Raw genomic sequence first — 22,551 nt, forward strand, 5'->3', positions numbered from 1 at the left:
GTGGCGTTCGCGGTAACGGGCCACAGCCAGCGGGTTGATCGCATACACCTTGCGTCCGGTGGCCCGCAGGCAGGACACCAGCAGCCCACGCCCGGTTTCGATCGCGACAGGGATCGGGTCGTCGGGACGGTCACCGTGCTCGGCCAGCAACTCGACCAGGACCCGCCAGCCGTGGGCATCGTCGCTGATACGCCGCTTGGCCACCAGCTTGCCGCCTTCATCGACCAAGGCCACGTCGTGGTGGTTTTCGCTCCAGTCGATTCCGCATGTCACCGTCACCGGCGCCTCCTTCGTTCGGTCATCGGCACAGGTGAGCCGCGCAGGGGCACGCCACGCCCTAATGAGAGAGCTCGACGGCTCGACATCCGATCAGCAGTTCGTGGCCCCAGCCCGCCGCAGGTCCGCGTTCTGCGCAAGGGCTCGAGCGCCCGGGTAGATACGAGCGGTCTCTCCTGCGGCTGGCTCACGCCACGATCTTGGCCAAAAAGCGACTGACGGGTGGCGGCCGAGAGAGACCGAGGTGCACGGCCTTAGCAGAGGACTCCAGGTCCAGTATCGACTCAGGCATTCACTCGGTCCCCGTCGACCGCCACCCGCCACCCGCCACCCGCGCCCCATTCGCACGGCCTGCGGTCAGGAGTCAAGCTCCGATTCGAATCTAGGCATCTGAGGCGAGTGCCCGAGCCGGCGAAACTCGGGGTCGTACGGAGTCATTAGGTTCGAATCCTGCCGGGGATTCCAACCTGCGCCGTGCGAGCGGGATTGGAGCCTTCACGAAGGCTGTTGCCTGCCGTTCACAGACAGTCTCTTCCTCTTCCCGACTATGTCCAGCGGCCCTTCCGATTCGTTCCCAGCTTCCTGTGCTCGGCCAGTTCGCCAGCAAGCCCAGCCTTCTTCACCAGGCGACCCCAGCGAGACTTGGGGAACCCCCGGGCAATCTTGACCACGCTGGGGAGATCACCTCGGGTCTACGATGCTCCGGCGTCCACGGCCACGCCGCCCACTGCGACGCCCTGCCCCGCCTTTGCGATCAGCAGAAGGCACATCATCCTCGTCCACGACGTCGTCAGGCTGCTCCTCTCAACGCCACCGGAGCCAACCACGCCATCCTCACCCACGTCCTCTGCGGCGTGCCAGCCTGCTGCTCGTTGCCCGGCCGACCGGCGAATCTGCCTCATCAACATCTCGTACGCCCCGATCAAGGAGAAGCTAGGCCAGGTCGCGATCACCCGATCAATCAAGGACGGCGCTGCGACCGCAACATTCGTCGCGAGGCTGGCGAGACTGCCCACCGCCAGCAGAGTCCAACGGATTATCCCGCCCTCACGCCCACTGCGGTTGGAGGAGAGAAGTGACATCGACGCTGCGGCGATCGTGCCATCTACGGACAACGGGATGGGGGCTACCCGAGTCTGGGGGCTACCCGAGAGGCCATAAAGGGCCTGCTCAGGGCCTCCCGAATGAGATTCAAGCTCCTAACCTGAAGATCCCCGCACGCCGCCGAACGACAGACAGCTCGGCCACACGACGGGGCGCGCGAACATGCCGCGGTCGCGGGCTCGATGGTAGGCCTGTTCGGCCCAGGGGTTGGCGTGCCGGCTGTTGTCGGCGAAGTGGGTCATGGCTTTGCGGGCGGCCCGGTTGGCGCTGTGCCGGAAGCCGACGGTGTGGACTTTGCCGCTGGCACGGGTGACGGGGGCCATGCCGACCTCGGCGGCGAGTTGGTCGGCGGTCAGGCCGCGTTCCAGCATGGGGCCGATCTCGCCGATGATCTGGGCGAGGTTGACCATGCCGACCCGGGGCAGGGCGCGGAACAGGAAGGCGTAGGGGTGTTCGTCCAGGGCCTTGCTGAGGGCGGCCTCGAGGTCAGCGATGCCGCGGGTGAGGGCACGGACCTGCTCGGTCTGCGTGGCGACCAGGACGGTGACGGTGTGGCGGCCGATCCGGCTGGCGGGTTGGGGCGCCTGGCGCAGGCGTTCGACGAGTTCGGTGCCGGACTTGCCGCCGGTGTAGCGGCATCGGCGCAGGAAGGCCGTCATGGTGACGGGGTTGAGCTTGGCGGCCGATTGCGGGGTGGGGAAGCGTTCCAGGAACGACAGCGAGATATCGGAGTCCAGGTGGGAGAATAGGCGGGCGGCGCCGGGCCAGTGCGCTTCCAGCAGCGCCCGGAGTTGGTTGACGGCGCTGACGCGGGCGGCGACGAGGTCGCTGCGCTGGCGGGACAGGGCCTGGATCTCCAGCGTCTGCGCCTTGGTGGGGGTGAGGAAGCGCAGGTGGGGTGCGTCGGTGCGGAGCAGGTCGGCCAGCATGAAGCTGTCGAAGGCGTCGCTCTTGGCGCGGGAGGATCCCCAGCGGGGACGCATCGCGGTGAAGGTGCCGGGATGGATGGCCACGACTGGGTGCCCGGCTGCCAGCAGTCGGTCGACGACCAGTCCCTTGCTGGTCTCGATCGCGACGGGAAGCTTGGCGGGATCGCCGTAGGCGGCCAGGCGTCGCAGGGTGGTGGTGATGCCGTCCTCGGTGTGACTGAGGTTCCACCGCTGAATGGTGGCGCCGCTCTCATCCAGGACGGTGACCGCGTGTCGTTGACTGCCCCAGTCCCATCCGACGGTGTGCACGGTGTGACTCCTTCCGTTGCAGGTCACCTCAAAGGGGATTCGGTGAGGACGTCTGCCGGAAGCTCATTACTGCGGCCCTCAAGCTGGGGCGATTTCCTGATGCCGATCTGGACGCCCTCGTCCCGGCAGGGCCGGCGCCACTGCACGCGAGCCGTCAAGCGGCGATCCGATCGCAGGCCATGCACCCGCCGGGCCGAGAGGTGACAACCCTTCAAGGGGCTGCATACCCAGGATCTCTTAATGAGCGATCGCCCCAGCCATCAACGGCGAGTCCCGAAGTCAGCGATCGTCACGGCCTCAGCCCAGTCACTGTTGATGCTTACAACTCCTAACGGAATGCCTCTCCCTGTGCCCCTGCCCGTCTCGACGCCGGGGAACTTACCAGCAGGATCACGTATCTAACAGCTCATGATCGAAATGTCGGGCAAGAGAGCGATAATATCGATGATCGCAACGGCAGTCCTGGTGGCGGCCTCGGCGGTCGGCGCGGCCAGTACGGCCCGGGCGGAGACCGTCAAGATCCCCAAAGGATTCCTGCTGACCGAGGCCGAGGCGACCAAGCCCCTCACCGAGGATCAGGCAGCCGAAGAGTGGTGGACGGTCAGCGACAAGCTGACCAAGCAGCTTGAGCTCAACCCCTGCCGCTCCAAGGGAAAGCCCCGCGATGGCCGGATCGCGATGCGGACCATCATCGGGAAGACCAGCGCCCCCTCGTACGTCACCGAGCAACTCGTGCTGTATCCCAGCGCGAAGAACGCCGGGGCCGCGTTCCGCAAGCTCCGTGCCGAGGTGAAGAGATGCGCCAAGGCCAAGGCTCCGAAGACGGCGACCGTGGCCGGGAGCTTTCACCGCTACACCAGCAAGAAGGTGAACATCGCGGACGAGGCTCTGCTGATCAAGGGAAGCTCGTACGAAAGGGGCACGGAAGAGCCCGTCAAGGGCGAGCTGTACATCTCCAGCGGAGAGCGGTATGTCGTCGTCCGCCGCGGGAGCGCCTTGGCCCTCTACACCGCCGACTCCTACTGGGCCGGCGAGGACACGACCAAGACACTCACCAACAGGGCGAAGAAGATGGCCGGGAAGGTCTGCGACCTTCCCGGCGTGTGTACTCGGCGAGGATGATCGCCAGCTCTCGGCCGATGTCCGGCAACGCTCGTGGTGGGCGTCGCCGGACGTCGAGTCCCTCCGCTCCCATGGAAAGAGATCCTCAAAGACAGTGCAGCAGGCATTCTGTTAGGCGCTCTTAGTGAGAGCGTCGGCTGAACGCGCACCCGTTGCCCGCCGCTACATCAGGTCCTGGACTCGCTGAACCAACGCCCAGCCGAGGGCAGGAGGAGCAGGACGATGACGGCCCACGTGAGCAAGTGAGAGCCCAACACCGCATTCCAGGTCACAGTGGAGAAGAGAACCAGGTCGAGAATGGTGGCGCCGACCTCCAGCAGGTGCACGGCGATGATTGCCCAGCGTAAGTACTTTCGGCGGCTCGACCATCGGCTCAACAGCCATCCGAGAAGGGCGACCCTTCCTGCGGCGTAGATCAGGGCAGGCAGGACGCCCCAATCGAAGGTGGAGAAGAAGCCTGCCAGCGCGATCGCCAGGCCTACCAGGCCGAAAGCCACTTCGAGTGTGATGATGAACTGAGCCGCTTTGAGGGTGCCCGGCATCCGGTGTGCCTTGACGGTGTTCGCCACAGCCCCATTCTGATGAACAGGGCTAATCGGGCGACAGAGTGCACTGTTCACATAATTCTGCCCCGTTCGATGGTGCGGCGGGGTGGCCGGGCGGGACCGGCCCGGAGAGGCCGCACGCCCGCCCGGACCGCCCGCCGCCCATCGGGCGGCGGCTTGAACCAGTAAAGAAACTCTGAGCCAGACTGGGATCTGCGGGGATCTGCCCGCCGTCGGTTCTGGCCCATGCCAGGATCACCGTCATGGACATCGACGGGTTCTGGAATCTGATCGAGCAGTCCGCGCGCGAAACCGAGGGAAAGGAGGCGCGCCTGCGATGGCTGCAAGAGCAGTTGGCGCGACGTTCCGCCGAGGAGATCATCGATTTCCAGTCATGGATTCTGGAAGCGCGGCGCAAGGTTGACACCAATTTGATGTGGGGCGCAGCCATCGTCTTATACCTGGTAGGCACCAGCGACAGCTTTTGGTATTTCCAGATGTGGCTGGCCGGCCTGGGCCGTGAGACCTTTGAGCGGGTCGCTAGCGACCCAGACACGCTTGCGGACGTGCCAGAGGTCCAGCGCTTTCTCACTATGCAGCGAGATCGGATCCCCCGAACTGACGACGACTGGCCAGAGTTTGAGTCCCTGTCCTATGTGGCGCCCAAGGCTTGGGAGAAAGTGACGGGCACAGAGCGCGACGCCTTGTTCGATGCTCTTGAGGCTCGTGGTCATTTGCTGTACGGAATGCCTCATCTCACTGACGAGGATTGGGACCCAGAGGACGACGAGGAGGCGGCCCGCAGGGTGCCACGCAGTCATCGGTTCATCCGCGAGTTTTACGGTCGCGCCTAGATCGCCAGCTCTATGCCGTTGTCGCTGAGTTCCTGTGGAGTGAGGTCGACTTCCGGCTCGTCGGCGAGTTCGCGGTGGTAGCCGATCTCGTAGCGGTTGGCGGGGGCTTTGACCTCGGTGACCTCGATGGGGTTACCGCTGGGGTGTGCCATGGTGCGGCGGATGATGAGGACGGCTTCGGCGTAGTCCATGCCAAGTGTGGTGCGTTCGTCTTCGTAGGCGATGCGGGCGGTGGTGAGGGTCATCCAGCGGACGGGGCCGTGGTCGCGGCTGAGTGACTGGTAGAAGAGTGCGGGGCGCTTGCGGTACTGGGCGTGGCGCTTGGGGTCGTCCCAGTCGGGGAGCATGTCGGCGTTGGTGTAGGAGTTGATCTCGAGGCGGGCCGATGCGCCGTGGATGGCGGCGGTGTGGCCTCGGTGCCACAGGCTGCGGCGGTGGATGACCGGGTGGCCGGGCCGGACGCTGAGCATGATCGCGATGTCGCGGTTGGCGGTGGTCTTCTCACCGGTGAAGAACGGGACGTCGTGGTCGCGTTGGGCGAGGTCCCAGCCGAAGGCTTGGACGTCGGGGTGGTTGCCGAGGGCGGCGAGGTCGGGCCGGTCGCGGTCCGTGATGAGGATGGTCCGGCGTTCGGGGATGGGGCGGACGAAGGAGCCGCGTCCGCGCATGACGTAGGCCAGTCCTTCGGAGACGAGGGTGTCGATGGCCTTGCGGACGGTGGGGCGGGAGACGTCGTACTTCCTGACGAGTTCCGGTTCGCTGGGCAGTGCACCGCCGGGGGGATAACGGCCGTCCAGGATCGCGGCCCGTAGGTCCGTGGCGATGATGCGCCAGCGGGCGTCCTTGTCGTCGGTGATGGTCTCCATAGCGCCTTCCTCGGTAAAGCTTCAGGACTACTTGTACTACAGGTTGACCATCATGCGCCATGTCTGTCAACCTGTAGTACAGGTAGTCAAGCAAAGGAGGTGGTGCCCTATGAGCAAGGAGGAACGGCACGACGATCAGCCATCCGGCGCCGAGTGGATGGCTGATTTGGCCCGCCTGGTCAACACGCCGGGCTATGAACGGTGGCGCTCTATGGTCGCGGCGACCGGCGGGTGTGCTCATCCAGTGCACCTGGCCGGACAGTCGGTGATCGTGGACGTGGGCACGGGCGAGATCCTGCACGCGTACACGACTGATGGTGAGCCCTCGGGACATCTCCTGGTGGCCTGCGGCAACCGGCGCGCCTCGGTGTGCCCGGCGTGCTCGCAGACGTATCAGGCCGACACCTTCCACCTGATCCGGGCGGGCCTGTCTGGCGGCAAGGGCGTGCCCGAGACGGTCAGCGCGCACCCTCGGGCGTTCGTCACTCTGACCGCCCCCTCCTTCGGCCCCGTCCACTCGCACCGCGACGGCCGTCCCTGCCGTCCCCGCAACCGCGACAGGCTGTGTGAGCACGGGCGGCCGGTCGGTTGCCACCTGCGGCACGAATCACATGACGAACGGCTCGGCCAGCCGATCTGCCCCGACTGCTACGACACTCAGTCCATGATCGTAGGTATGGACGTCGTTTCGATGGTCTGACTCGTGCTACGACTGGCGGCTCTACCGCGTCTGCGAGGCCATGCGCCTGCTCAGCCTCAGCCGAAGCGTGATCTACGAACTCATCCGCTCCGGACGGCTCCGCTCCGTCACCCAAGGGCGGACCCGGCTCATCCCCGCCTCAGCCATAGAGGACTACATCTCCCTACTCGAACAGGAGGCTTCATGACCGAACGACGCAGCCGAGGAGACGGCGGCCTGCACTGGGACGAGCAGCGGCAACGCTGGATCGCCTCGGTGACGGTCGGCTACACCCCGGCCGGCAAGCGCATCGTCAAGAAGGCCAGCGGCAAAACCAAGACCGAAGCCAAGGCCAAGCTCAAAGAGATCATCCGCGACCATGACGACGGGCTGTCCAGCGGCCCGGCGACCTACACGGTGGCCGAAGCCGTAACGAGCTGGCTCGCCTACGGTCTGCACGGTCGCAACCCGAACACGGTGACCAACTACCGGACCCTCTGTGAGAAGCACATCATCCCCGACCTGGGCGCGCGCAAGCTGCGGGAGCTGAGCGCCGAAGACGTGGACCGGTGGATCGTCGGCAAGGCCAAGGTGCTCGCCGCCCGAACGGTGCGACTGCTCCACTCGTGCCTGAACCGCGCGGTGAAGTTCGCCCAGGCCCGCGACAAGGTCAAGCGCAACGTGGTGGGCCTGTGCGAGATCCCGGAAGGCAAGGAAGGCCGCCCGTCCAAGTCCCTCACCCTCGACCAGGCGACCGCCCTCCTCGACGCGGCCGAGGGCACACGCCTGTACGCCTACGTCGTCCTGTCGCTGCTGATCGGTGCCCGTACGGAGGAGCTGCGGGCGCTCACGTGGAAGGAGGTGGATCTCGTCGGCGATCCGGACAAGGACATCCCGCCGTGGATCGCCGTGTGGCGCTCGGTACGCGAGGGAGGCGACACCAAGACCAAGCGTTCACGGAGATCACTAGCGCTGCCCAAGCGATGCGTGGAAGCGCTCAAGGCGCACCGGGAGCAGCAGCGGAAGGACAAGAAGGAGGCAGGCGAGAAGTGGCAGGATCATGGGCTCGTCTTCGCCTCGCTCGTCGGTACACCCCTCGACGCCCACAACGTCCGCCGCGCTTTCCGGAAGATCGTCAAGGATGCCGGAATGCCCGCCTACTACTGGACACCCCGCGAGATGCGGCACAGCTTCGTCTCACTGCTCTCCGATTCCGGCGTCCCCCTGGAGGACATCGCCCGCCTCGTCGGCCACAGCGGCACGGCCGTCACCGAAGCCGTCTACCGCAAGCAGATCCGCCCCGTACTCCTGCAAGGAGCTGCGGCGATGGACACCCTCTTCGCCCGGTAGTCACTCAGTTGGTCACTCACCAATGCGAAAGGGTGCCACCCTGATGAGTGACACCCTGCTCGACCAGCGAAAACCTGGTCGGGACGACAGGATTTGAACCTGCGACCCCTTGACCCCCAGTCAAGTGCGCTACCAAGCTGCGCTACGTCCCGGTTGTGTCGACCGCCCCCTGCGGGGCGGGACGTCATAACCTTAGCGCACATCAGAGGTACACGCGTACACGGAGAGCGGAGCGGGGGTGGCCGGTGGGGCGCAAGCCGACCATCGATCGGGAAGAGCTGGCCAGGCTGGTCACCGAGGGGATGAGCGTGCAGGAGCTGGCCGCTCATTTCGGGGTCAGCGAATCCGGGGTGCTGCAGGCCAAGCGGGCCGCCGGACTGGCCAAGCCGATGCTCGACCACAGCGGCGCCGTACCGTGGAAGCTCGCGAGGGCGCATGCCCAGTCCGGGCCCGCCACCAATCTGCGGAACCTGTCGGCCGCCGCTCAGGGGAGGCCGCCCGCGCCCGAGAGGCTGAACACGGCGCTGCGGTGGGCGCAGCGGCTCGTGGACGCCGGGCTGGACGTGCGTTACGACGCCGCGGGAGGGTTCAGCGAGGTCCCTGCTCCCCCATCGGGCTCACATGTCGCTGCCGTTCTCGCCGCCGCGCGGAAAGGGCTCGAAGCGCGCTGATCCTGGCCTTTCCGGTAGGGCGTAGCGAGTTTCGACATACCGGTTCGAGGGCAGTCGCGGTCTCAGCAAAGAGACCGGAGGCGAACATTATGACCACCTACATCTGGGTGGCCGTCGTCGTGGTCGCGGTGGTGGCGGTCGCCGCAGTCGCTTATGTCACGCTCCAGCGGCAGAAGCGCCGTAACCATCTCCGCGAACGTTTCGGCCCGGAATACGAACGCATGGTCGCCCAGCGCGAGAACCGGCGGGAGGCCGAGGAGGAGCTGCTCGCCCGCGAGCAGCGCCATGCCGAGCTCGACATCCGTCCCCTTCCCGAACAGTCCCGCGATACCTACGCCAATCGGTGGGCCGACGTGCAGGAGCGCTTCGTGGACGCGCCGGGGTTCGCCGTGACCGAGGCTGATCAGCTGGTCACGGCGGTCATGGCGGAGCGGGGTTACCCGACGGAGGACTTCGAGCAGCGGGTGTCCGACCTGTCGGTGACGCATGCGGCGACCCTCGATCACTACAGGACGGCTCATGAGATCAGCGGGCGCGCGGCCCGGAAGGAGGCCTCCACGGAGGAGCTCCGGCAGGCCATGGTGCACTACCGCGCGCTGTTCGAGGAACTGCTGCACGAGACCACCCGAGGACGGTGACCGATATGAGCAGCGACGACCAGCTGAAAGTGCCGTCGCAACGCGCCGACGAGACCGCTTCACTCCGCCGCGACGACGAGCCGGAGGAGCGGCCGCGCGGTGATCTCGCCGATGACGAGGAGTACACCCCTGGCGGGCCCACCTCAGCCGGCGAGCCCCGCAGTCCCCGTGCCGACGACGAGTACGCGGCCGCCGTTCCCGGCGCCGTGATCCCGCCCGCGCCCGGCGACGAGGAGGTCCCGCACCGGGATCCGTACGCCAGGACCGGCGGCGACATGCTGGCGGAGCCGGAACCGGGACCGCAGACGGGGCCCGACCCGATCCGCGGCTCGGACACCTCGTCCGAGAAGGCGCCGGACACCTCGTCCGAGGAGGCGCCGGCGCACGCCGCCCCCAAGGAGATCGTCGTCCTGTTCGATCAGGATCCCGCCCAGGTGCAGGCCCGCTGGCGCGACCTGCAGGCATCCTTCGTCGACGACCCCGGTGAGGCCGTGCAGCGCGCCGACGGCCTGGTGGGCGAGGTGGTGGACGCTCTAACCAGCAGCCTCACCAGCCGCACGGACGCACTGCGGGACCGCTGGAAGGACGCCGAATCCGCGGACACCGAGCAGTTGCGCCTGGCGCTGCGCGACTACAGGAACGTGCTCGAGCGCCTGCTGGCCCTCTCAAGCCAGCGCGACTGAGCGAAGAGCGATGAGAGGGAAATGAGGTGACATGACATGCTCGCAGTAGTGGCAGCGATCATCTTCGGGCTGGGCTTCCTGCTCGACCTGGTCGGCGCGAGGATCCCTGGCGGGTTCTCCGGCATGACCTTCGCTTTGCTGGGGCTGACCCTGCTGGCCCTGCACCAGGCAGGCGTCGGCACGGCCGGCATCCGCACCGGCTACAGCAACTGGCGGGGGCGCGCCCGCCGCTGATCTATCCATTCCCCGGCAAGGGCTCAGCCCTTGCCGGGGAATTTCATGATCACTGTGCTGCCGCCGGTGCCGACGCGCAGGGTCAGGTCCGACGACAGCAGGCGGGCCACCCACAGGCCCATTCCGCCCACGGCGCCCGGCATGGGGCCGGGTTTCCAGGTGCCCTCGTCGTGCACCTCGACGACGAGGTCCCCGCTCACCACCCAGGTACGCAAGGAGGCCTGATCGGCCCCGTGGGTCACGGCGTTGGTGGCCACCTCGTTGACGGCGATGACGAAGTCGCCGATGGCGTCCTCCGGCATGCCGACGTCGCGGGCCTCGTGCTCGGCGAACCGCCGGACCCGCGGCAGATCCCGCAGCCTGAAGCGGAGCCGTCGCACGGGCGCGCCGGGTGGCGGGCTCGTGTAGCCCGACTGAGGCTCTACGTCCTCGTTCACCCGGCGACCTTCTTCTCAGCCGACCAGCTCGGAGCGCAGCTGGTCGAGGACCTTGCGGAGGATACGCGAGACGTGCATCTGGGAGATCCCGAACTCCGCCGCGATCTCGGCCTGCGTCATGTTGCCGAAGAACCGCAGGAGGAGGATGTGCTTCTCGCGGGAGGGCAGCGCGTCGATGAGGGGTTTGACGGCTTCCCTGTCGACCATGGTGCTCAGCGTGTCGTCGTCTTCGGGGATGACGTCGCCGAGCGAGGCGGCGTCGTCGTCGGTGCCGAGCGGCGCGTCGAGCGACAGCGTGCTGTAGGCGGCGGAGGCGTCGAGCGTGAGCAGGACGTCCTCCTCGCTGATGTTCATCTTGGCGGCCAGTTCGGCCACGGTCGGCGACCTGCCGAGGTCCTGGCTGAGGTCGGCGACGAGCCTGTTGAGCTCGGAGCGGCGCTCCTGGTAGAGGCGGGGCACCCGGATGGCCCAGGTACGGTCGCGGAAGTGTCGCTTGACCTCGCCGGTCATCGTGACGACCGCGTAGCCCCTGAACGCGTGGCCGAGGGTCGGGTCGAATCCGTTGACGGCCTTCATCAGGCCAACATATGCGGCCTGGAGGAGGTCCTCCAGGGGCTCGCCGCGGTAGCGGTATCGCCTGGCGATCTCCATGGCGAGCGGCCGGTGCATCTCGACGATGCGTTCGCGCAGCCGTTCCTTATGGCTGTCGGGGGTGTCTTCCTTGACCATCTCGGCCAGGAGCTCTTCTGCTGTCATCTCCTCGAGGACATATTCCTGCACAGCCATCGCTGCTCCTCATATGGGTCGCAGGCGGCCTCACCCGAAGCAGAAAAGCCCAGGCAGAGGCACGCCTCGCTCTACTCTCGAGACGAAAGCCCGCTGCTGGACTTCGGATCCAGTGTCCCCCGTGTCGCCGGAAGTATTCCTCCCTCCCGCGGTAACAGTAGGGTTGCCCCGTGACAATGCCGGAAAGCGGCGGGGGGTCCATGGCGGCCCTCAGCCTGACGTCGTCGACAGTGGGCGAGATCACTGTGATCAAGGTCGACGGCGTGCTCGACGCCACCACGCGGGAGCAGTTCGCCGACTACCTGTCGATGACGGGTCCTGATGTGATCCTCGATCTGGCGGGGGTGACGTTCATGGACTCGCGCGCGCTCGGCCTGATCGTGCATCACTGGCAGACGAGCCTGGCGGCGGGTGCCAAGTTCGCGCTGATCGGGGTCGAATACTCCAAGTCGAAAGTGATGTGGATCACCGGGCTGGCGCAGCGCCTGCCTCTCTACGACACGCTCGACGACGCCCTGGCCGCCATCGGGTGAAGCCGGCGTCCGGGACGCTTCGGCTTGCGGCGGTCTTGCCGCCATCGTCCGTGGCCAGGTCAGCGCTTCGGCTTGCGGCGGTGTCGCCGCCATCGCCTGTGGCCAGGTCAGCGCTTGGACTTGCGGCGATGCTCGTCAACCAGGAGCCTGGCCAGGTCGGCGACCTTGACCTGATGGTGCTGGGAGATCTTGCGCAGCTCCTCGAAGGCGGCTTCGGGGCCGCAGCCGCTGGTCTGCATGATGATGCCCTTGGCCTGGTCGATCACGGAGCGTCCGGCGAGCGCCTCCTGGAGCTGGACGGCGTCGGCGCGTACCTCCTCGAAATCCCACATGTTCGCCATGGCGACGCCGAGCTGCTCGGTCAGCATGTCGGCGAGCGAGCGGGCGCCCTGCGGGGAGAACGCCCCGGCGTGTACGGAGTACAGGCCGACGATGAGCTGGGCGGGTGTCACCTCGATGGGGACGATGAGCGCGGAGCGCACGCTCCAGCGGGTGGCCAGGGCGTTGTAGCGGGGCCAGCGGCCGTCGGTGAGCACGTCGCCGATCACCGCCCGGCCGCCGCTCTTCCTGGCCTCGATGGACGGGCCCTCGCCGATCTCGCGCTCGCCCTCGACGAGCATGATCAGCTCGCTGTGCGAGCCGGAGACCAGGACCCGCTGGTCGCGCCAGTGCTCGGCGGAGGCTCCCGCACAGCCCGGGACGCCCCCGGCCAGCGCCGTGGTCAGGCCGCGCAGCACGCTTTCCGTCGAGGTGTCCTCGCCCAGCCGCCCCAGAGCCGCCAGGTCACGGGCGAGCCCAGTGGTGATCATCGCGGTCGATTCCATAGCGATAAGGCTCTACCCCCATATAGCTACCTTTATCCGACGTGGCGTAGCGTCAGAGGGTGACCATGACGGACCTCGAACACGCGCTGGACGCGCTTGCGGGGCGTGTCTCCTCGCTGCGCGAGGCGAGGACCGCCTACCCCGCAGACCTGGCGCCCACGCTCGACGCCGCGCTCGCCGAGCTCGACACCGCAGTGGAGCTCCTGGCCGAGGCCGGCGAGGAGCTGCGCAAGGCGTCCAAGCGGGCCGGGGGCAAGAAGAACGGCTCGCAGCGCGAGCTGAAGCTGCTGCGGCAGGTGTTCAGGGCGTTTCCGGTGCCGGTCGTCGTGCTCGACAGCGGCGGCGTGGTCAGGCGGATCAACCCCGAGACCTCGCGGCTGCTCGGCAGCCCCGACGGCTACCTGGTGGGCCGGTCGTTCCCGCTGCTCGTGGACGTGTCGCGGCGGGCGGCGTTCCGCTCACACTTGACGTCGGTGCTGCAGACCGGGCAGCCGACGGCGTTCGAGACGCGGATGGCGCACCAGGGCCGCACCCACGTCGTCCAGCTGGCGCTGACCCGGTTGACGATGCCGGGTGAGCCGCAGCAGATGGTGGCGGTGGTGGCGCTGCCGATCGAGGTGCAGATGCCCGAGCCGGGCGCGCGGCCCGAGCAGTCCGACGGCGCGCTGCTGATGACCGCGGCCAAGCGGCAGGACCTGCTGACCAAGATGGCCAAGCTGCTGCTCGACGAGCAGGCGCTGCTGCGTCCTGTGGCGCTGCCGCGGGCGACGCGGCTGCTGGCGGCCGGGTGGGCGGACTGGGTGATCGCGGACATGGTGCGCGACGGGCTGCCGCGCCGCTCGGTCGTGGTGGGGCCCAAGGATCACCCGGTCGGCCAGCTCGTCCGGCAGGTCGAGGCCGCCGACCCGGCGGCCGGACCGGTGGTGATGCAGGTGCTGGAGCGGGGCACCGGCGTGGTGCTGGAGATGGTGGACGACGACACGCTGTTCGGTCTCAGCGCCGACGGACCGCTGCTGACGACGATGGGCGCGGGCTCGCTGGTGTGCGTGCCGATCGGGACCGGCGACGGGGTGCTGACGCTGGTGCGGATGCACGACAAGCAGCCGTTCACGCTGTCGGACCTGGCCGTCATGCAGGAGGTGGGGATCCAGCTCGGGCTGGCGGTTCGGGCGCAGAGCACCTACCAGAGCCGTTCGCAGGCGGCGGACGCGCTGTCGGCGAGCGTCGCACCGCGCAACCTGCCCGATGTTCCCGGCTACGAGGCCGCCGCGGTCTACCACCCGGGGTCGTCGGTCGGCGCCGAGTTCTACGACGTGTTCCCGGTCTCCGGCGGATGGGGGTTCGCGCTTGGCGGCGCGGCGGGCAAGGGCGAGGAGGCGGCCTCGGTCAGCGCCATGGTGCGCGGCGGCCTGCGGGTGCTCAGCGTCTGGGAGTCCGATCCCGACCTGGTGATGCGCAAGGTCAACGAGGCCATGGTCGCGCAGGGCACCGGCATGTTCGTGATGGCGATCGCGGGGTTCGTACGGGGCCGCGAGATCACGCTGTCGTCGGCCGGACACCATCCCGCGGTGCTGCTGCAGCCCGACGGCGGCGTGCGCCTCGCCGCGGGCGGCGGCGTACCGCTGGGCATCGCCCCGGAGGCGGAGACCGGGGTGCAGACGTTGCGGGTCGCCCCTGGGGAGACGCTGGTGCTCTATTCGGAGGGGCTCATCTCCTCCAGGAACGATCGGGGCGAGCCGTACGGCGAGGAGCGGCTGGCCGACGTGCTCGGCCGGTGCGCGGGCCAGGCGCCGTCCACCGTGGTCAAGGCCGTGGAGGCGGACCGGCACGCGTTCTCCGCCGGCCAGGTGTGGGATGAGATCGTGGTGTTCGCGCTGCGGGGCGTCTGAGCGTGCGAAGCGGCCACGACATGAAGCGTCTGGTCTGCGTGGGTTTGCGATAGGCGCGAACCTGGGTATTGTCGGTGCTAGACCCACGTGCCTAAGACGCAGGCACACCTGCAACGCTTTCCACGCTGCCGAGGTGTGCCATGAATATCGCGATCGTCGCTTCCGCCGGGAGTCACCAGCGCCACCGCATACTCGCCGTCGCACGCGAGCTGGGGCGCGAACACCACGTCACCATCTATTCCCGGCGTGACAACACCGAGGGCAAGCCCAAGACGCGGGTGGCCCCGGGAGTCACGCTGGAGCAGATCGACGTGGGCCCGGCCAGGGAGCTGCCGGCCGACGACGAGCTGCCGTTTCTCAACGACGTCGGCGACCACCTGATGCGGCGATGGAGCCAGGACCGGCCGGACGTGGTCCACGCCCACACGTGGACGTGCGGCCTGGCCGCCGTGGCGGGAGCCAATGAGCTGGCGGTGCCGGTCACACAGACGTTCCACACGGTCGACATTTCGCACAAGGACCTGGAACTGGCGCTCGGCCGCCGCGCGAACGCGGTGATCGCCGGATCCGGGGACGAGGAGTCCGCGCTGATCAGGCTCGGCGTGCCGCGCGGCAACATCGCCGTGGTGCCGTACGGCGTCGACACCGAGCGCTTCCAGCGGCGCGGCCCGGTGGCCACGCGCGGTCCCCGCAAGCGGCTGCTGCACGTCGGCGCGCTCACCCCGGACCGTGGCGCGCAGACCGTCATACGCGCGCTGCAGGGGCTCGCCGACGTCGAGCTCATCATCGCCGGCGGGCCGCAGCCGGAGGACCTGGAACACGACGGCGACGCGCGCGGCCTGCGCGGCCTGGCCGAGCAGCTCGGCGTGGCCGACCGGGTCACGCTGCTGGGCCAGGTGAAGCGGTCGGCGGTGCCGAAGCTGATGCGGAGCGCGGACGCCGTGGTGTCGGTGCCGCGGGAGGCCGTGACCGGGATCGTCGCGCTGGAGGCCATGGCGTGCGGCGTGCCGGTGATCGCCTCGGCCGTCGGCGCGCACCTGGACTCGGTCATCGACGGCGTCACCGGCCTGCTGGTGCCGCCGGACAGCCCCGCGCGTACCGCGCGGCTGGCCCGCGAACTGCTGTGGGATCCGACCCTGCGTACCGCGCTCGGGTACGCGGGCGCCGACCGGGCACGCTCGCGCTACTCCTGGGAGCGCGTCAGCCAGGAGCTGGTACGGGTGTACGAAGCGGCCTGCGCCTGACAGCAGGCAAGCCGGGCGCACGTGACTTACGGGTGTTACCGGAGTGAAATCTTTGCTTCGATGGGGCCCATGGTCAAACGCAGTTCGATCGTCGCGGTGGCGCTCCTGAGCGTCGCCGCACTCCCCCAGACCGCGCAGGCACAGACGTGGGGCGCCCCCGTCCTCGTCGAGAACTTCAACGGCGCCTCCGTCGACACGGGCAAGTGGATGATCTATCATTCCCCCGGCGCGGAGCGTAACCCCCGCACCGGCAAGGCCGCGACGGTCTCGAACGGCGCGCTGCGCCTCAAAGGCGGCATGTACGGCGGCAAGGACCTGTCGGGCGGCGTGGCGACCCGGCACGCGCAGCGGTACGGCAGGTGGGAGGTCAGGTTCCGGGCCGAGGCGGGCGCCGGTTACACCCCGGTGGCGCTGCTGTGGCCGACGGCGCAGGGCGAGGGCGCCGGCTACGCCGAGGTCGACTTCGCCGAGATCGTGGATCCCCGGCGGCAGGGCGGCGGCATCTTCGTGCACAGCGGCCAGGGGCGGGCGCAGCGGCAACTGCGGGCCGACTTCACCACGTGGCACACGGTGGCGGTGGACTGGCTGCCGGGCCGGCTGACGTTCTGGCTGGACGGCCGGAAGGTATGGGACTACCGCGGCGCCCACGTGCCCGATGGCGGGAAGATGGGGCTGGCGCTGCAGAACGACGTGGTGTGCGAGCCACGCTGCCGCGACGCCGCCACGCCGGCCACCGTGTCGATGTACGTCGACTGGGTGAAGGTCTACAAGCCGTCCTGAGCGGCCAGCCGGGCCGCCTTGAGGCCAAGGTGCACGGCCAGGCGGTCGTCGCCGTCCGACAGGTCGCGGTGCGTGAGGCGCTCGGCCTTGCCCAGCCGGTAGTAGAGCGTCTGGCGGTGGATGCCCAGCTCGGCGGCGCTCTTCTGGGCGTGGCCGCCGCAGTCGAGATAGACCTCGACGGTGTGGGCCAGCTCGGGGTCCAGCGCCGCGGTCTCGGTCGCGAGCTCGCGCAGGTCCGCCGGGCCGAGCCGGGCCAGCAGGCGGTGCACGCCCAGGTCCGTCCAGCGGGCGATGGGGGCGTAGCGGGGGAAGTGCTCGGCGATGCGCAGGGCCTGGCGGGCCTCGCGCCAGCTCAGCCAGGCGTCGGCCGGGTCGGTCCTGGGCGCGCCGATCCCGGCGGCTGTGCCGTACGCGCCGCGCACCGTCTGTGCCACCTCGCCGGCCAGGTGGGCGGGGGCGAGCAGGGCGACGGGCGAGCCGGCGCGGGCCAGGACGCCGCGCGGGAGCGTCCAGAGGGCGGCCAGGCGTTCCTCCGACTCGCGCACGGCGATCGCCGTGACGGGTCCCGGCACCTCGATGGAGGCGCCGGCGCGTTCCTCGGGATCGGGCGAGAACAGGGCCGTCAGGCCGCGCCCGAGGTCGCGGCGGCTCCTGGCCTCCTGGGCGAGCGCGGCGGCGGCCCTGGCCACCAGCGGCGCGGCGGACTGGAGCCGGTCGTCGGTGAGCGCGCCGGAGTCGAGCAGCCACAGGTAGCCGTAGGTGACGTCGCCGTGCCGCAGCGGCCAGCACACCCGGGCCAGGACCTTGAGCTCGGCGTCCCCGGGGATCCTGACCGGCCCTCCGGCCCTGACGATGCCGTAGCGCTCGAAGTAGTCGCGCACCTCGCCGGTGGCGCGCCGGCGCAGGATCGATTCCTGGCGGACCGTGTCGATGTCGCCGTGCTGGGCTCCGTAGGCCAGCAGCCGGAACGTGCGGTCCTCCAGCGTCGCGGACGCCCCCAGCCGGGCGGCGATCTCGTCGACGATCTCTTGCAGGTCTGCCGAGTTGTGCATTTGTATGACAGCCTCCCACACCCGGCGTTACGCGCGTCGATAGCCCCCTCCGACCTGCGTTTTTAGACTGAGAACATGCTGGGTCAAGTGCTTCTCGCCGCTTCCGGGAGCGGTGTCGTACGCCGTACCGTGTCGGGCTTCCCGCTCACCAAGAAGGTCGTCGAACGGTTCGTCGCGGGCGAAAGCGTCCAGGAGGCGCGCGACGCCGTCGAGCGGCTGCGCGATGCGAACCTCGCCGTCACCGTCGACCGCCTCGGCGAGGAGACGCGGGACGCGCGCGACGCCGCGGCCACCGCCAAGGCGTACGTCGAGCTGCTGGAGGCGCTGCGGCCGCTGGAGCTGGGCGAGCGCGGCGAGGTGTCGGTGAAGCTGTCCGCCGTCGGGCAGCGGCTCGACGACGCGCTGGCGCTGGAGCACGCCCGCGAGATCTGCGCCGCCGCCGCGGCCGGCGGCTCTGCCGTCACGCTCGACATGGAGGACCACACCACGGTCGGCTCCACGCTGGGCATCCTGCGCAAGCTGCGCGAGGACTATCCGGCGACAGGCGTGGCGATCCAGGCGTACCTGTTCCGCAGCGAGGAGGACTGCCGCGACCTGGCCGTGGAGGGCTCCAGGGTGCGCCTGGTCAAGGGCGCCTACCGGGAGCCGGCCTCGGTCGCGCACCAGGGGAAGACCGCCGTGGACAAGGCGTACGTGCGATGCCTGCGGATCCTCATGGCGGGGAAGGGATACCCCATGGTGGCGACGCACGACGACCGCATGATCGCGATCACGGAGCTGCTCGCCGACCGGTACGGGCGGGCGATCGGCGACCACGAGTTCCAGATGCTCTACGGAATCCGGACCGACCGGCAGGAGGCCCTGGCAGGGGCCGGCCACACGGTCCGCGTCTACGTCCCCTACGGCGACGACTGGTACGGCTATTTCATGCGCCGCCTCGCGGAGCGCCCGGCCAACGTCGCCTTCTTCCTTCGTGCCCTTGGGGGTAAGTAATGGATGCCATCAGCAACGTCCCCGTTCCCGCCAACGAGCGGGTGTACGGCTACGCGCCGGGCAGCGCCGAGCGGGCCGCGCTGGAGGACCGCATCAAGGAGCTGGCCGGGGCGTCGATCGACCTGACCATGACCATCGACGGCGAGCAGCGGCTCGGCGGCGGCGCGCCCATCGACGTGGTGCAGCCGCACAACCGCGCCTCGGTCCTGGGCCGGGCCCACGAGGCCACCGCGCAGGACGTGCGCGCCGCCGTCGACAGCGCGCTGCGGGCGGCGCCCGCCTGGCGGGCGCTGCCGTTCGACGAGCGCGCCGCGATCTTCCTGAAGGCGGCGGAGCTGCTGGCCGGGCCATGGCGGGCGACGCTCAACGCGGCCACCATGCTGGGCCAGTCGAAGTCGGTGCAGCAGGCGGAGATCGACTCGGCCTGCGAGCTGATCGACTTCTTGCGGTTCAACGTGGCCTACGCCCGCCAGCTCTACTCCGACCAGCCGAGCTCGTCGCCCGGCGTGTGGAACAGGATGGAGTACCGGCCGCTCGAGGGCTTCGTGCTCGCGATCACGCCGTTCAACTTCACCGCCATCGCCGGAAACCTGCCGACGGCGCCCGCTCTGATGGGCAACGTCGTCGTCTGGAAGCCGTCGCCCACCCAGCAGTTCGCCGCGCACTTCACGATGCGGCTGCTGGAGGCGGCCGGCCTGCCGCCGGGCGTGATCAACCTGGTCACCGGCAACGGCCAGGCCGTCTCCGAGGTCGCCCTCGGGCACCCCGAGCTGGCCGGGATCCACTTCACCGGCTCGACGGCGACGTTCCAGCACCTGTGGCGCACGGTCGGCGAGAACATCGCCGGCTACCGCGGCTACCCGCGCCTCGTCGGGGAGACCGGTGGCAAGGACTTCGTGCTGGCCCACCCGTCCGCCGACCCGGCGGTGCTCTCGACGGCCCTGGTCAGGGGCGCGTTCGAGTACCAGGGGCAGAAGTGCTCGGCGGCCTCGCGGGCGTACGTGCCGCGCTCGGTCTGGAACCGGATGCGGGACGACTTCGTCTCCGCGACCGAGTCGCTGACCGTGGGCGACGTGACGGGCGACCTGTCGACGTTCATGGGCGCGGTCATCGACGACCGGGCGTTCGCCAAGCACAGAACGGCCATCGAGCGGGCGCGGGCGGCCGCGAACATCGACGTCCTCACCGGCTCGTGCGACGACTCCGTCGGATATTTCGTGAAGCCGACCATCCTGGAGTGCGCCGACCCCGCGGACGAGATCTTCGTCAAGGAGTACTTCGGCCCGATCCTCGGCGTGCACGTCTACGACGACCGCGACTTCGACGCGGTCCTCGACCAGATGGAGGGCATTTCCCCGTACGCGCTGACCGGGTCGATCATCGCCCAGGACCGCTACGCCATCGCGGCGGCCTCGGAGCGGCTGCGCTTCGCGGCGGGCAACTTCTACGTCAACGACAAGCCGACCGGCGCGGTCGTGGGGCAGCAGCCGTTCGGCGGGGCCCGCTCCTCGGGCACCAACGACAAGGCGGGCTCGATCTTCAACCTGATCCGCTGGGTGAACGCCCGCACGATCAAGGAGACCTTCGCCCCGCCGACCGACCACCGTTACCCGCACATGGGCTGAGGCTCATCGATCCCCCGAGCCACGCGTGGGCCGGGGGATCGCCGGCGTAACGCGGCGGGTCCCGCGGTCAGCCGGGAACGACTGGGCCGAGCTCCGGGCCGGCGGGCCGGTGGCGGGCCCGGGATGCGGCCAGGCGGCCCCAGTCGTTCATGATGCCGTCGCGGATGGCCAGGAAGTCGCCGTACAGCTCGTCGTAGAGCGCGGCGCGCTCCTCGTCGGGCTCGAAGACGTCGCGCGGCACCACGTACCGTTTCACCGCGGCCGGGACGGACGGCTCGGCGCCGGAGGCGACCAGCGCGGCGACGAACGCCCCCTTGGCCCCGATCTCGGAGTCGGCGGAGCGCGTCGTGGGCACGCCGGTGATGTCGGCGAGCAGCCGGCACCAGAACTCGCTGTTCGCGCCGCCGCCCGTGATCCGCAGCTCGGTGGCGCGGGTGCCGGTGAACTCCAGGCATTCGCGCACGACATAGCTCATCCCTTCGAGCATGGCGCGCGCGATGTGGGACCTGGTGTGCTCGAAGGTGAGCCCGCTCATCGAGCCGCGGGCACGGGTGTCCCGGAAGGGGGCGCGCTCCCCCGCGGGGCTGAGGTAGGGGTGGAAGAAGAGGCCGTCCGCGCCGGGATCGGTGGTCTGCGCCAGGTCGGAGATCCAGCCGGGCCTGTCCAGGCCGATCAGCTTCATCCCCCAGCCGATGGCCTCGACCCCGGCCATGGCGGCGAGGGAGCGCAGGTATCCCCCGGGCACGCCGGAGGGCAGGGTCATCCCGGCCGGGGTGCCGGAGGTGTCCACCGCGGCGACGGGCGTCCCGGTGGACAGGGTGGTCCCGAGGACCGTGCAGGCCTGTCCCGGGGCGACGGCTCCGATGCCGAGCGCCGTGGCCGGGATGTCGAAGGGCGCCATGACCACCGGCAGCCCGGCCGGGAGCCGCAATTCCGCCGCCGCGACGGCCTGCAGCTGGCCGATCCGGTCGCCGTCGCCGCGGACGTCGGGCAGGAGGCGTTCGGCCCACGGCATGCCGAGGAGGTCGAGGATCTCCGGCGAGTAGGCGCGCGTGCGGATGTCGAGGAACGGCGCGGCGGCGTCGGACTCTTCGACCGCGTATTCGCCGGTGAGCCGAAGAAACAGCCAGCCGCCGCAGTAGAGGGCCTTGTGGGAGGCGTCGAGCCGGTCCGGATCGTTGGCCCGCAGCCACTTCAGGATGGCGCCGGAGGTGCCGGCGAAGCCGTAGCTGCCGTTGATCCTGAAGACGTCGTCGAGCACCCCGGCGGCCTCCCAGCCGTCGACGATGCCGGCGGCCCGGGCGTCGTTCCACAGGATGGCGGGGCCCGTGGGGCGGCCGTCGGGCCCCACCAGCCAGCATCCGTCCCCTTGCCCGGTGAACGCCAGCATCCGCACCGGCTCGCGGGAGGCGTGGACGAGGGATCGGACGGTGTAGACGACCGCGTCCCAGACGCCGTACATGTCCTGCTCGCTGAAGCCCGGCCGAGGTCGCCCGACCTGCGTCGCCTGGCGGGCGACCTGCAGCTCGCGGCCTTCGTCGTCGAACATCACGGCTTTGACCATGGTGGTGCCCGCGTCGACGCACAGAATGGCCATGCCCGTCGCTCCTTTCCGTGACTTCGAGATCGCTAGCTCGCGGAACGCTCCTCGTAGCGGGTGATGACCACGACCTTCTCATTCGACGGGGAGGAGGTGTCGAACTCGTAGCCGAGCCACTCCTTGACCAGGCGGCGGGCCAGCTCGGGCCCGATCACGCGCTGGCCGAGCGTGATCACCTGGCAGTCGTTGGACAGGATCGACCGCTCGGCGCTGAAGGAGTCGTGGGCGACCGTGGCGCGCACGCCGGGCACCTTGTTCGCGCTGATGGCCATGCCGATGCCGGTACCGCAGATCAGCACCCCCCGGTCGATCTCCCCCGCGGCGACGAGCTCGGCGAGCCTGATGCCGACCTGGCCGTAGGACTCGCTCTCCGGATCCGCCGCGGGGACTCCGAGGTCGCGGACGGACTCCACGCGGTCGTCGTCCCGCAGATCCGCGAGGATCAGCTCCTTGTAGGCGAGTCCGGCGGAGTCGCAGCCGATCGCCATCCGCCAGCGCTTGGACACCATGGACAGTCTCCTTCGTACG

At 69.1% G+C, this 22,551-nt stretch carries 24 protein-coding genes, 1 tRNA gene and 1 pseudogene; 15 read left to right on the top strand and 11 right to left on the bottom strand.

What is annotated here, in order from left to right; all coding sequences use genetic code 11:
* Positions 1-279, bottom strand: a 279-nt coding sequence (locus ACTMTI_RS14085) for an IS110 family transposase (protein ID WP_441120742.1), incomplete at its 3' end; no start/stop codon positions are given.
* Positions 280-1,475: 1,196 nt separating this feature from the next.
* On the bottom strand, positions 1,476-2,618 hold the full coding sequence (locus tag ACTMTI_RS14090) for an IS110 family transposase (RefSeq protein WP_441120743.1): 1,143 nt from the start codon (positions 2,616-2,618) through the stop codon (positions 1,476-1,478).
* A 444-nt stretch (positions 2,619-3,062) separates the two neighbouring features.
* Here ACTMTI_RS14090 and ACTMTI_RS14095 point away from each other — a divergent pair, with 444 nt between their 5' ends.
* Positions 3,063-3,740, top strand: coding sequence for a hypothetical protein (locus ACTMTI_RS14095; protein WP_441120744.1), 678 nt, complete (start codon positions 3,063-3,065; stop codon positions 3,738-3,740).
* Positions 3,741-3,907: 167 nt separating this feature from the next.
* Here ACTMTI_RS14095 and ACTMTI_RS14100 read toward each other — a convergent pair whose 3' ends face one another.
* On the bottom strand, positions 3,908-4,309 hold the full coding sequence (locus ACTMTI_RS14100) for a hypothetical protein (RefSeq protein ID WP_441120745.1): 402 nt from the start codon (positions 4,307-4,309) through the stop codon (positions 3,908-3,910).
* 239 nt (positions 4,310-4,548) lie between these two features.
* On the opposite strand from ACTMTI_RS14100, the gene ACTMTI_RS14105 reads away from it, so the two are divergent.
* Positions 4,549-5,139 (top strand): DUF4240 domain-containing protein, encoded by a 591-nt coding sequence (locus tag ACTMTI_RS14105; RefSeq protein WP_441120746.1) that lies wholly within the window; start codon positions 4,549-4,551, stop codon positions 5,137-5,139.
* Here ACTMTI_RS14105 and ACTMTI_RS14110 read toward each other — a convergent pair.
* The gene (locus tag ACTMTI_RS14110) at positions 5,136-6,005 is read right to left on the bottom strand and encodes a GntR family transcriptional regulator (protein WP_441120747.1); all 870 of its coding nucleotides are present in this window, start codon (positions 6,003-6,005) and stop codon (positions 5,136-5,138) included. The two genes, ACTMTI_RS14105 and ACTMTI_RS14110, sit on opposite strands and share 4 nt — an antisense overlap.
* Positions 6,006-6,114: 109 nt before the next feature.
* Between ACTMTI_RS14110 and ACTMTI_RS14115 the strand changes: the two genes are divergently transcribed.
* From ACTMTI_RS14115 to ACTMTI_RS14125, 3 genes and pseudogenes are all read left to right on the top strand, one after another.
* Positions 6,115-6,705, top strand: coding sequence for a replication initiator (locus ACTMTI_RS14115; protein ID WP_441120748.1), 591 nt, complete (start codon positions 6,115-6,117; stop codon positions 6,703-6,705).
* A 31-nt stretch (positions 6,706-6,736) separates the two neighbouring features.
* Positions 6,737-6,892 (top strand): annotated as a pseudogene (locus tag ACTMTI_RS14120) (helix-turn-helix domain-containing protein); the annotation flags it as partial.
* Positions 6,889-8,034 carry a tyrosine-type recombinase/integrase gene (locus tag ACTMTI_RS14125; protein WP_441120749.1) on the top strand — a complete coding sequence of 382 codons (1,146 nt, stop codon included), beginning with the start codon at positions 6,889-6,891 and terminating at the stop codon, positions 8,032-8,034. The pseudogene ACTMTI_RS14120 and the gene ACTMTI_RS14125, both read left to right, overlap by 4 nt.
* Positions 8,035-8,109: 75 nt before the next feature.
* Here the strand turns inward: ACTMTI_RS14125 and ACTMTI_RS14130 are convergent.
* Positions 8,110-8,186 (bottom strand) — tRNA-Pro (locus tag ACTMTI_RS14130).
* 93 nt (positions 8,187-8,279) lie between these two features.
* Here ACTMTI_RS14130 and ACTMTI_RS14135 point away from each other — a divergent pair.
* From ACTMTI_RS14135 to ACTMTI_RS14150, 4 genes are all read left to right on the top strand, one after another.
* Positions 8,280-8,705 carry a helix-turn-helix domain-containing protein gene (locus tag ACTMTI_RS14135; RefSeq protein WP_441120750.1) on the top strand — a complete coding sequence of 142 codons (426 nt, stop codon included), beginning with the start codon at positions 8,280-8,282 and terminating at the stop codon, positions 8,703-8,705.
* An 89-nt stretch (positions 8,706-8,794) separates the two neighbouring features.
* Complete coding sequence (locus ACTMTI_RS14140; RefSeq protein WP_441120751.1) at positions 8,795-9,343, top strand: hypothetical protein; 549 nt, start codon at positions 8,795-8,797, stop codon at positions 9,341-9,343.
* 5 nt (positions 9,344-9,348) lie between these two features.
* Complete coding sequence (locus tag ACTMTI_RS14145; protein WP_441120752.1) at positions 9,349-10,026, top strand: hypothetical protein; 678 nt, start codon at positions 9,349-9,351, stop codon at positions 10,024-10,026.
* A gap of 36 nt (positions 10,027-10,062) precedes the next feature.
* The gene (locus ACTMTI_RS14150) at positions 10,063-10,260 is read left to right on the top strand and encodes a hypothetical protein (RefSeq protein ID WP_441120753.1); all 198 of its coding nucleotides are present in this window, start codon (positions 10,063-10,065) and stop codon (positions 10,258-10,260) included.
* A 23-nt stretch (positions 10,261-10,283) separates the two neighbouring features.
* Here the strand turns inward: ACTMTI_RS14150 and ACTMTI_RS14155 are convergent, their stop codons facing one another.
* Together ACTMTI_RS14155 and ACTMTI_RS14160 are read right to left on the bottom strand one after the other, a co-directional pair.
* Positions 10,284-10,697, bottom strand: coding sequence for an ATP-binding protein (locus tag ACTMTI_RS14155; RefSeq protein WP_441120754.1), 414 nt, complete (start codon positions 10,695-10,697; stop codon positions 10,284-10,286).
* Between the two features lie 15 nt (positions 10,698-10,712).
* Positions 10,713-11,483, bottom strand: coding sequence for a SigB/SigF/SigG family RNA polymerase sigma factor (locus ACTMTI_RS14160; RefSeq protein ID WP_441120755.1), 771 nt, complete (start codon positions 11,481-11,483; stop codon positions 10,713-10,715).
* 176 nt (positions 11,484-11,659) lie between these two features.
* Between ACTMTI_RS14160 and ACTMTI_RS14165 the strand changes: the two genes are divergently transcribed.
* Positions 11,660-12,016: an STAS domain-containing protein gene (locus ACTMTI_RS14165; protein WP_441121193.1), complete on the top strand. Its 357-nt coding sequence runs from the start codon at positions 11,660-11,662 to the stop codon at positions 12,014-12,016.
* Between the two features lie 107 nt (positions 12,017-12,123).
* Here ACTMTI_RS14165 and ACTMTI_RS14170 read toward each other — a convergent pair whose 3' ends face one another.
* A complete protein-coding gene (locus ACTMTI_RS14170) occupies positions 12,124-12,840 on the bottom strand; it encodes a GAF and ANTAR domain-containing protein (RefSeq protein ID WP_441120756.1) in 717 nt (238 codons plus the stop codon).
* 65 nt (positions 12,841-12,905) lie between these two features.
* Here ACTMTI_RS14170 and ACTMTI_RS14175 point away from each other — a divergent pair, with 65 nt between their 5' ends.
* The 3 genes from ACTMTI_RS14175 (at position 12,906) to ACTMTI_RS14185 (ending at position 16,753) form a co-directional block, all read left to right on the top strand.
* Positions 12,906-14,729 (top strand): SpoIIE family protein phosphatase, encoded by a 1,824-nt coding sequence (locus tag ACTMTI_RS14175; RefSeq protein ID WP_441121194.1) that lies wholly within the window; start codon positions 12,906-12,908, stop codon positions 14,727-14,729.
* 140 nt (positions 14,730-14,869) lie between these two features.
* On the top strand, positions 14,870-15,973 hold the full coding sequence (locus ACTMTI_RS14180) for a glycosyltransferase (protein ID WP_441120757.1): 1,104 nt from the start codon (positions 14,870-14,872) through the stop codon (positions 15,971-15,973).
* Between the two features lie 69 nt (positions 15,974-16,042).
* Positions 16,043-16,753, top strand: a complete 711-nt coding sequence (locus ACTMTI_RS14185; RefSeq protein WP_441120758.1) for a glycoside hydrolase family 16 protein — start codon at positions 16,043-16,045, stop codon at positions 16,751-16,753.
* Here ACTMTI_RS14185 and ACTMTI_RS14190 read toward each other — a convergent pair.
* The gene (locus tag ACTMTI_RS14190) at positions 16,738-17,805 is read right to left on the bottom strand and encodes a PucR family transcriptional regulator (protein WP_441120759.1); all 1,068 of its coding nucleotides are present in this window, start codon (positions 17,803-17,805) and stop codon (positions 16,738-16,740) included. The two genes, ACTMTI_RS14185 and ACTMTI_RS14190, sit on opposite strands and share 16 nt — an antisense overlap.
* Before the next feature lie 75 nt (positions 17,806-17,880).
* On the opposite strand from ACTMTI_RS14190, the gene ACTMTI_RS14195 reads away from it, so the two are divergent.
* Together ACTMTI_RS14195 and pruA are read left to right on the top strand one after the other, a co-directional pair.
* Positions 17,881-18,798 (top strand): proline dehydrogenase family protein, encoded by a 918-nt coding sequence (locus ACTMTI_RS14195; protein WP_441120760.1) that lies wholly within the window; start codon positions 17,881-17,883, stop codon positions 18,796-18,798.
* Positions 18,798-20,423 (top strand): L-glutamate gamma-semialdehyde dehydrogenase, encoded by a 1,626-nt coding sequence (pruA, locus tag ACTMTI_RS14200; protein ID WP_441120761.1) that lies wholly within the window; start codon positions 18,798-18,800, stop codon positions 20,421-20,423. The genes ACTMTI_RS14195 and pruA overlap by 1 nt, the downstream gene beginning before the upstream one ends.
* A gap of 67 nt (positions 20,424-20,490) precedes the next feature.
* Here the strand turns inward: pruA and ACTMTI_RS14205 are convergent, their stop codons facing one another.
* Together ACTMTI_RS14205 and ACTMTI_RS14210 are read right to left on the bottom strand one after the other, a co-directional pair.
* Positions 20,491-22,020 (bottom strand): FGGY family carbohydrate kinase, encoded by a 1,530-nt coding sequence (locus ACTMTI_RS14205; protein ID WP_441120762.1) that lies wholly within the window; start codon positions 22,018-22,020, stop codon positions 20,491-20,493.
* A 32-nt stretch (positions 22,021-22,052) separates the two neighbouring features.
* Entirely contained in the window at positions 22,053-22,532 is a 480-nt protein-coding gene (locus ACTMTI_RS14210; RefSeq protein WP_441120763.1) for an RpiB/LacA/LacB family sugar-phosphate isomerase, read from the bottom strand.
* Between the last annotated feature and the right edge of the window lie 19 nt (positions 22,533-22,551).

This window comes from Nonomuraea sp. H19 (assembly GCF_052068215.1).
Lineage (GTDB): Bacteria > Actinomycetota > Actinomycetes > Streptosporangiales > Streptosporangiaceae > Nonomuraea.

Excerpts from the sequence above, each read along its gene's own strand:
- ACTMTI_RS14095 (WP_441120744.1), top strand. The coding sequence starts at position 3,063 with ATGATCGCAACGGCAGTCCTGGTGGCGGCCTCGGCGGTCGGCGCGGCC.
- ACTMTI_RS14105 (WP_441120746.1), top strand. The coding sequence starts at position 4,549 with ATGGACATCGACGGGTTCTGGAATCTGATCGAGCAGTCCGCGCGCGAA.
- ACTMTI_RS14110 (WP_441120747.1), bottom strand. The coding sequence starts at position 6,005 with ATGGAGACCATCACCGACGACAAGGACGCCCGCTGGCGCATCATCGCC.
- ACTMTI_RS14115 (WP_441120748.1), top strand. The coding sequence starts at position 6,115 with ATGAGCAAGGAGGAACGGCACGACGATCAGCCATCCGGCGCCGAGTGG.
- ACTMTI_RS14125 (WP_441120749.1), top strand. The coding sequence starts at position 6,889 with ATGACCGAACGACGCAGCCGAGGAGACGGCGGCCTGCACTGGGACGAG.
- ACTMTI_RS14140 (WP_441120751.1), top strand. The coding sequence starts at position 8,795 with ATGACCACCTACATCTGGGTGGCCGTCGTCGTGGTCGCGGTGGTGGCG.
- ACTMTI_RS14145 (WP_441120752.1), top strand. The coding sequence starts at position 9,349 with ATGAGCAGCGACGACCAGCTGAAAGTGCCGTCGCAACGCGCCGACGAG.
- ACTMTI_RS14150 (WP_441120753.1), top strand. The coding sequence starts at position 10,063 with ATGCTCGCAGTAGTGGCAGCGATCATCTTCGGGCTGGGCTTCCTGCTC.
- ACTMTI_RS14160 (WP_441120755.1), bottom strand. The coding sequence starts at position 11,483 with ATGGCTGTGCAGGAATATGTCCTCGAGGAGATGACAGCAGAAGAGCTC.
- ACTMTI_RS14165 (WP_441121193.1), top strand. The coding sequence starts at position 11,660 with ATGCCGGAAAGCGGCGGGGGGTCCATGGCGGCCCTCAGCCTGACGTCG.
- ACTMTI_RS14170 (WP_441120756.1), bottom strand. The coding sequence starts at position 12,840 with ATGGAATCGACCGCGATGATCACCACTGGGCTCGCCCGTGACCTGGCG.
- ACTMTI_RS14175 (WP_441121194.1), top strand. The coding sequence starts at position 12,906 with ATGACGGACCTCGAACACGCGCTGGACGCGCTTGCGGGGCGTGTCTCC.
- ACTMTI_RS14180 (WP_441120757.1), top strand. The coding sequence starts at position 14,870 with ATGAATATCGCGATCGTCGCTTCCGCCGGGAGTCACCAGCGCCACCGC.
- ACTMTI_RS14185 (WP_441120758.1), top strand. The coding sequence starts at position 16,043 with ATGGTCAAACGCAGTTCGATCGTCGCGGTGGCGCTCCTGAGCGTCGCC.
- ACTMTI_RS14190 (WP_441120759.1), bottom strand. The coding sequence starts at position 17,805 with ATGCACAACTCGGCAGACCTGCAAGAGATCGTCGACGAGATCGCCGCC.
- ACTMTI_RS14195 (WP_441120760.1), top strand. The coding sequence starts at position 17,881 with ATGCTGGGTCAAGTGCTTCTCGCCGCTTCCGGGAGCGGTGTCGTACGC.
- pruA (WP_441120761.1), top strand. The coding sequence starts at position 18,798 with ATGGATGCCATCAGCAACGTCCCCGTTCCCGCCAACGAGCGGGTGTAC.
- ACTMTI_RS14205 (WP_441120762.1), bottom strand. The coding sequence starts at position 22,020 with ATGGCCATTCTGTGCGTCGACGCGGGCACCACCATGGTCAAAGCCGTG.
- ACTMTI_RS14210 (WP_441120763.1), bottom strand. The coding sequence starts at position 22,532 with ATGGTGTCCAAGCGCTGGCGGATGGCGATCGGCTGCGACTCCGCCGGA.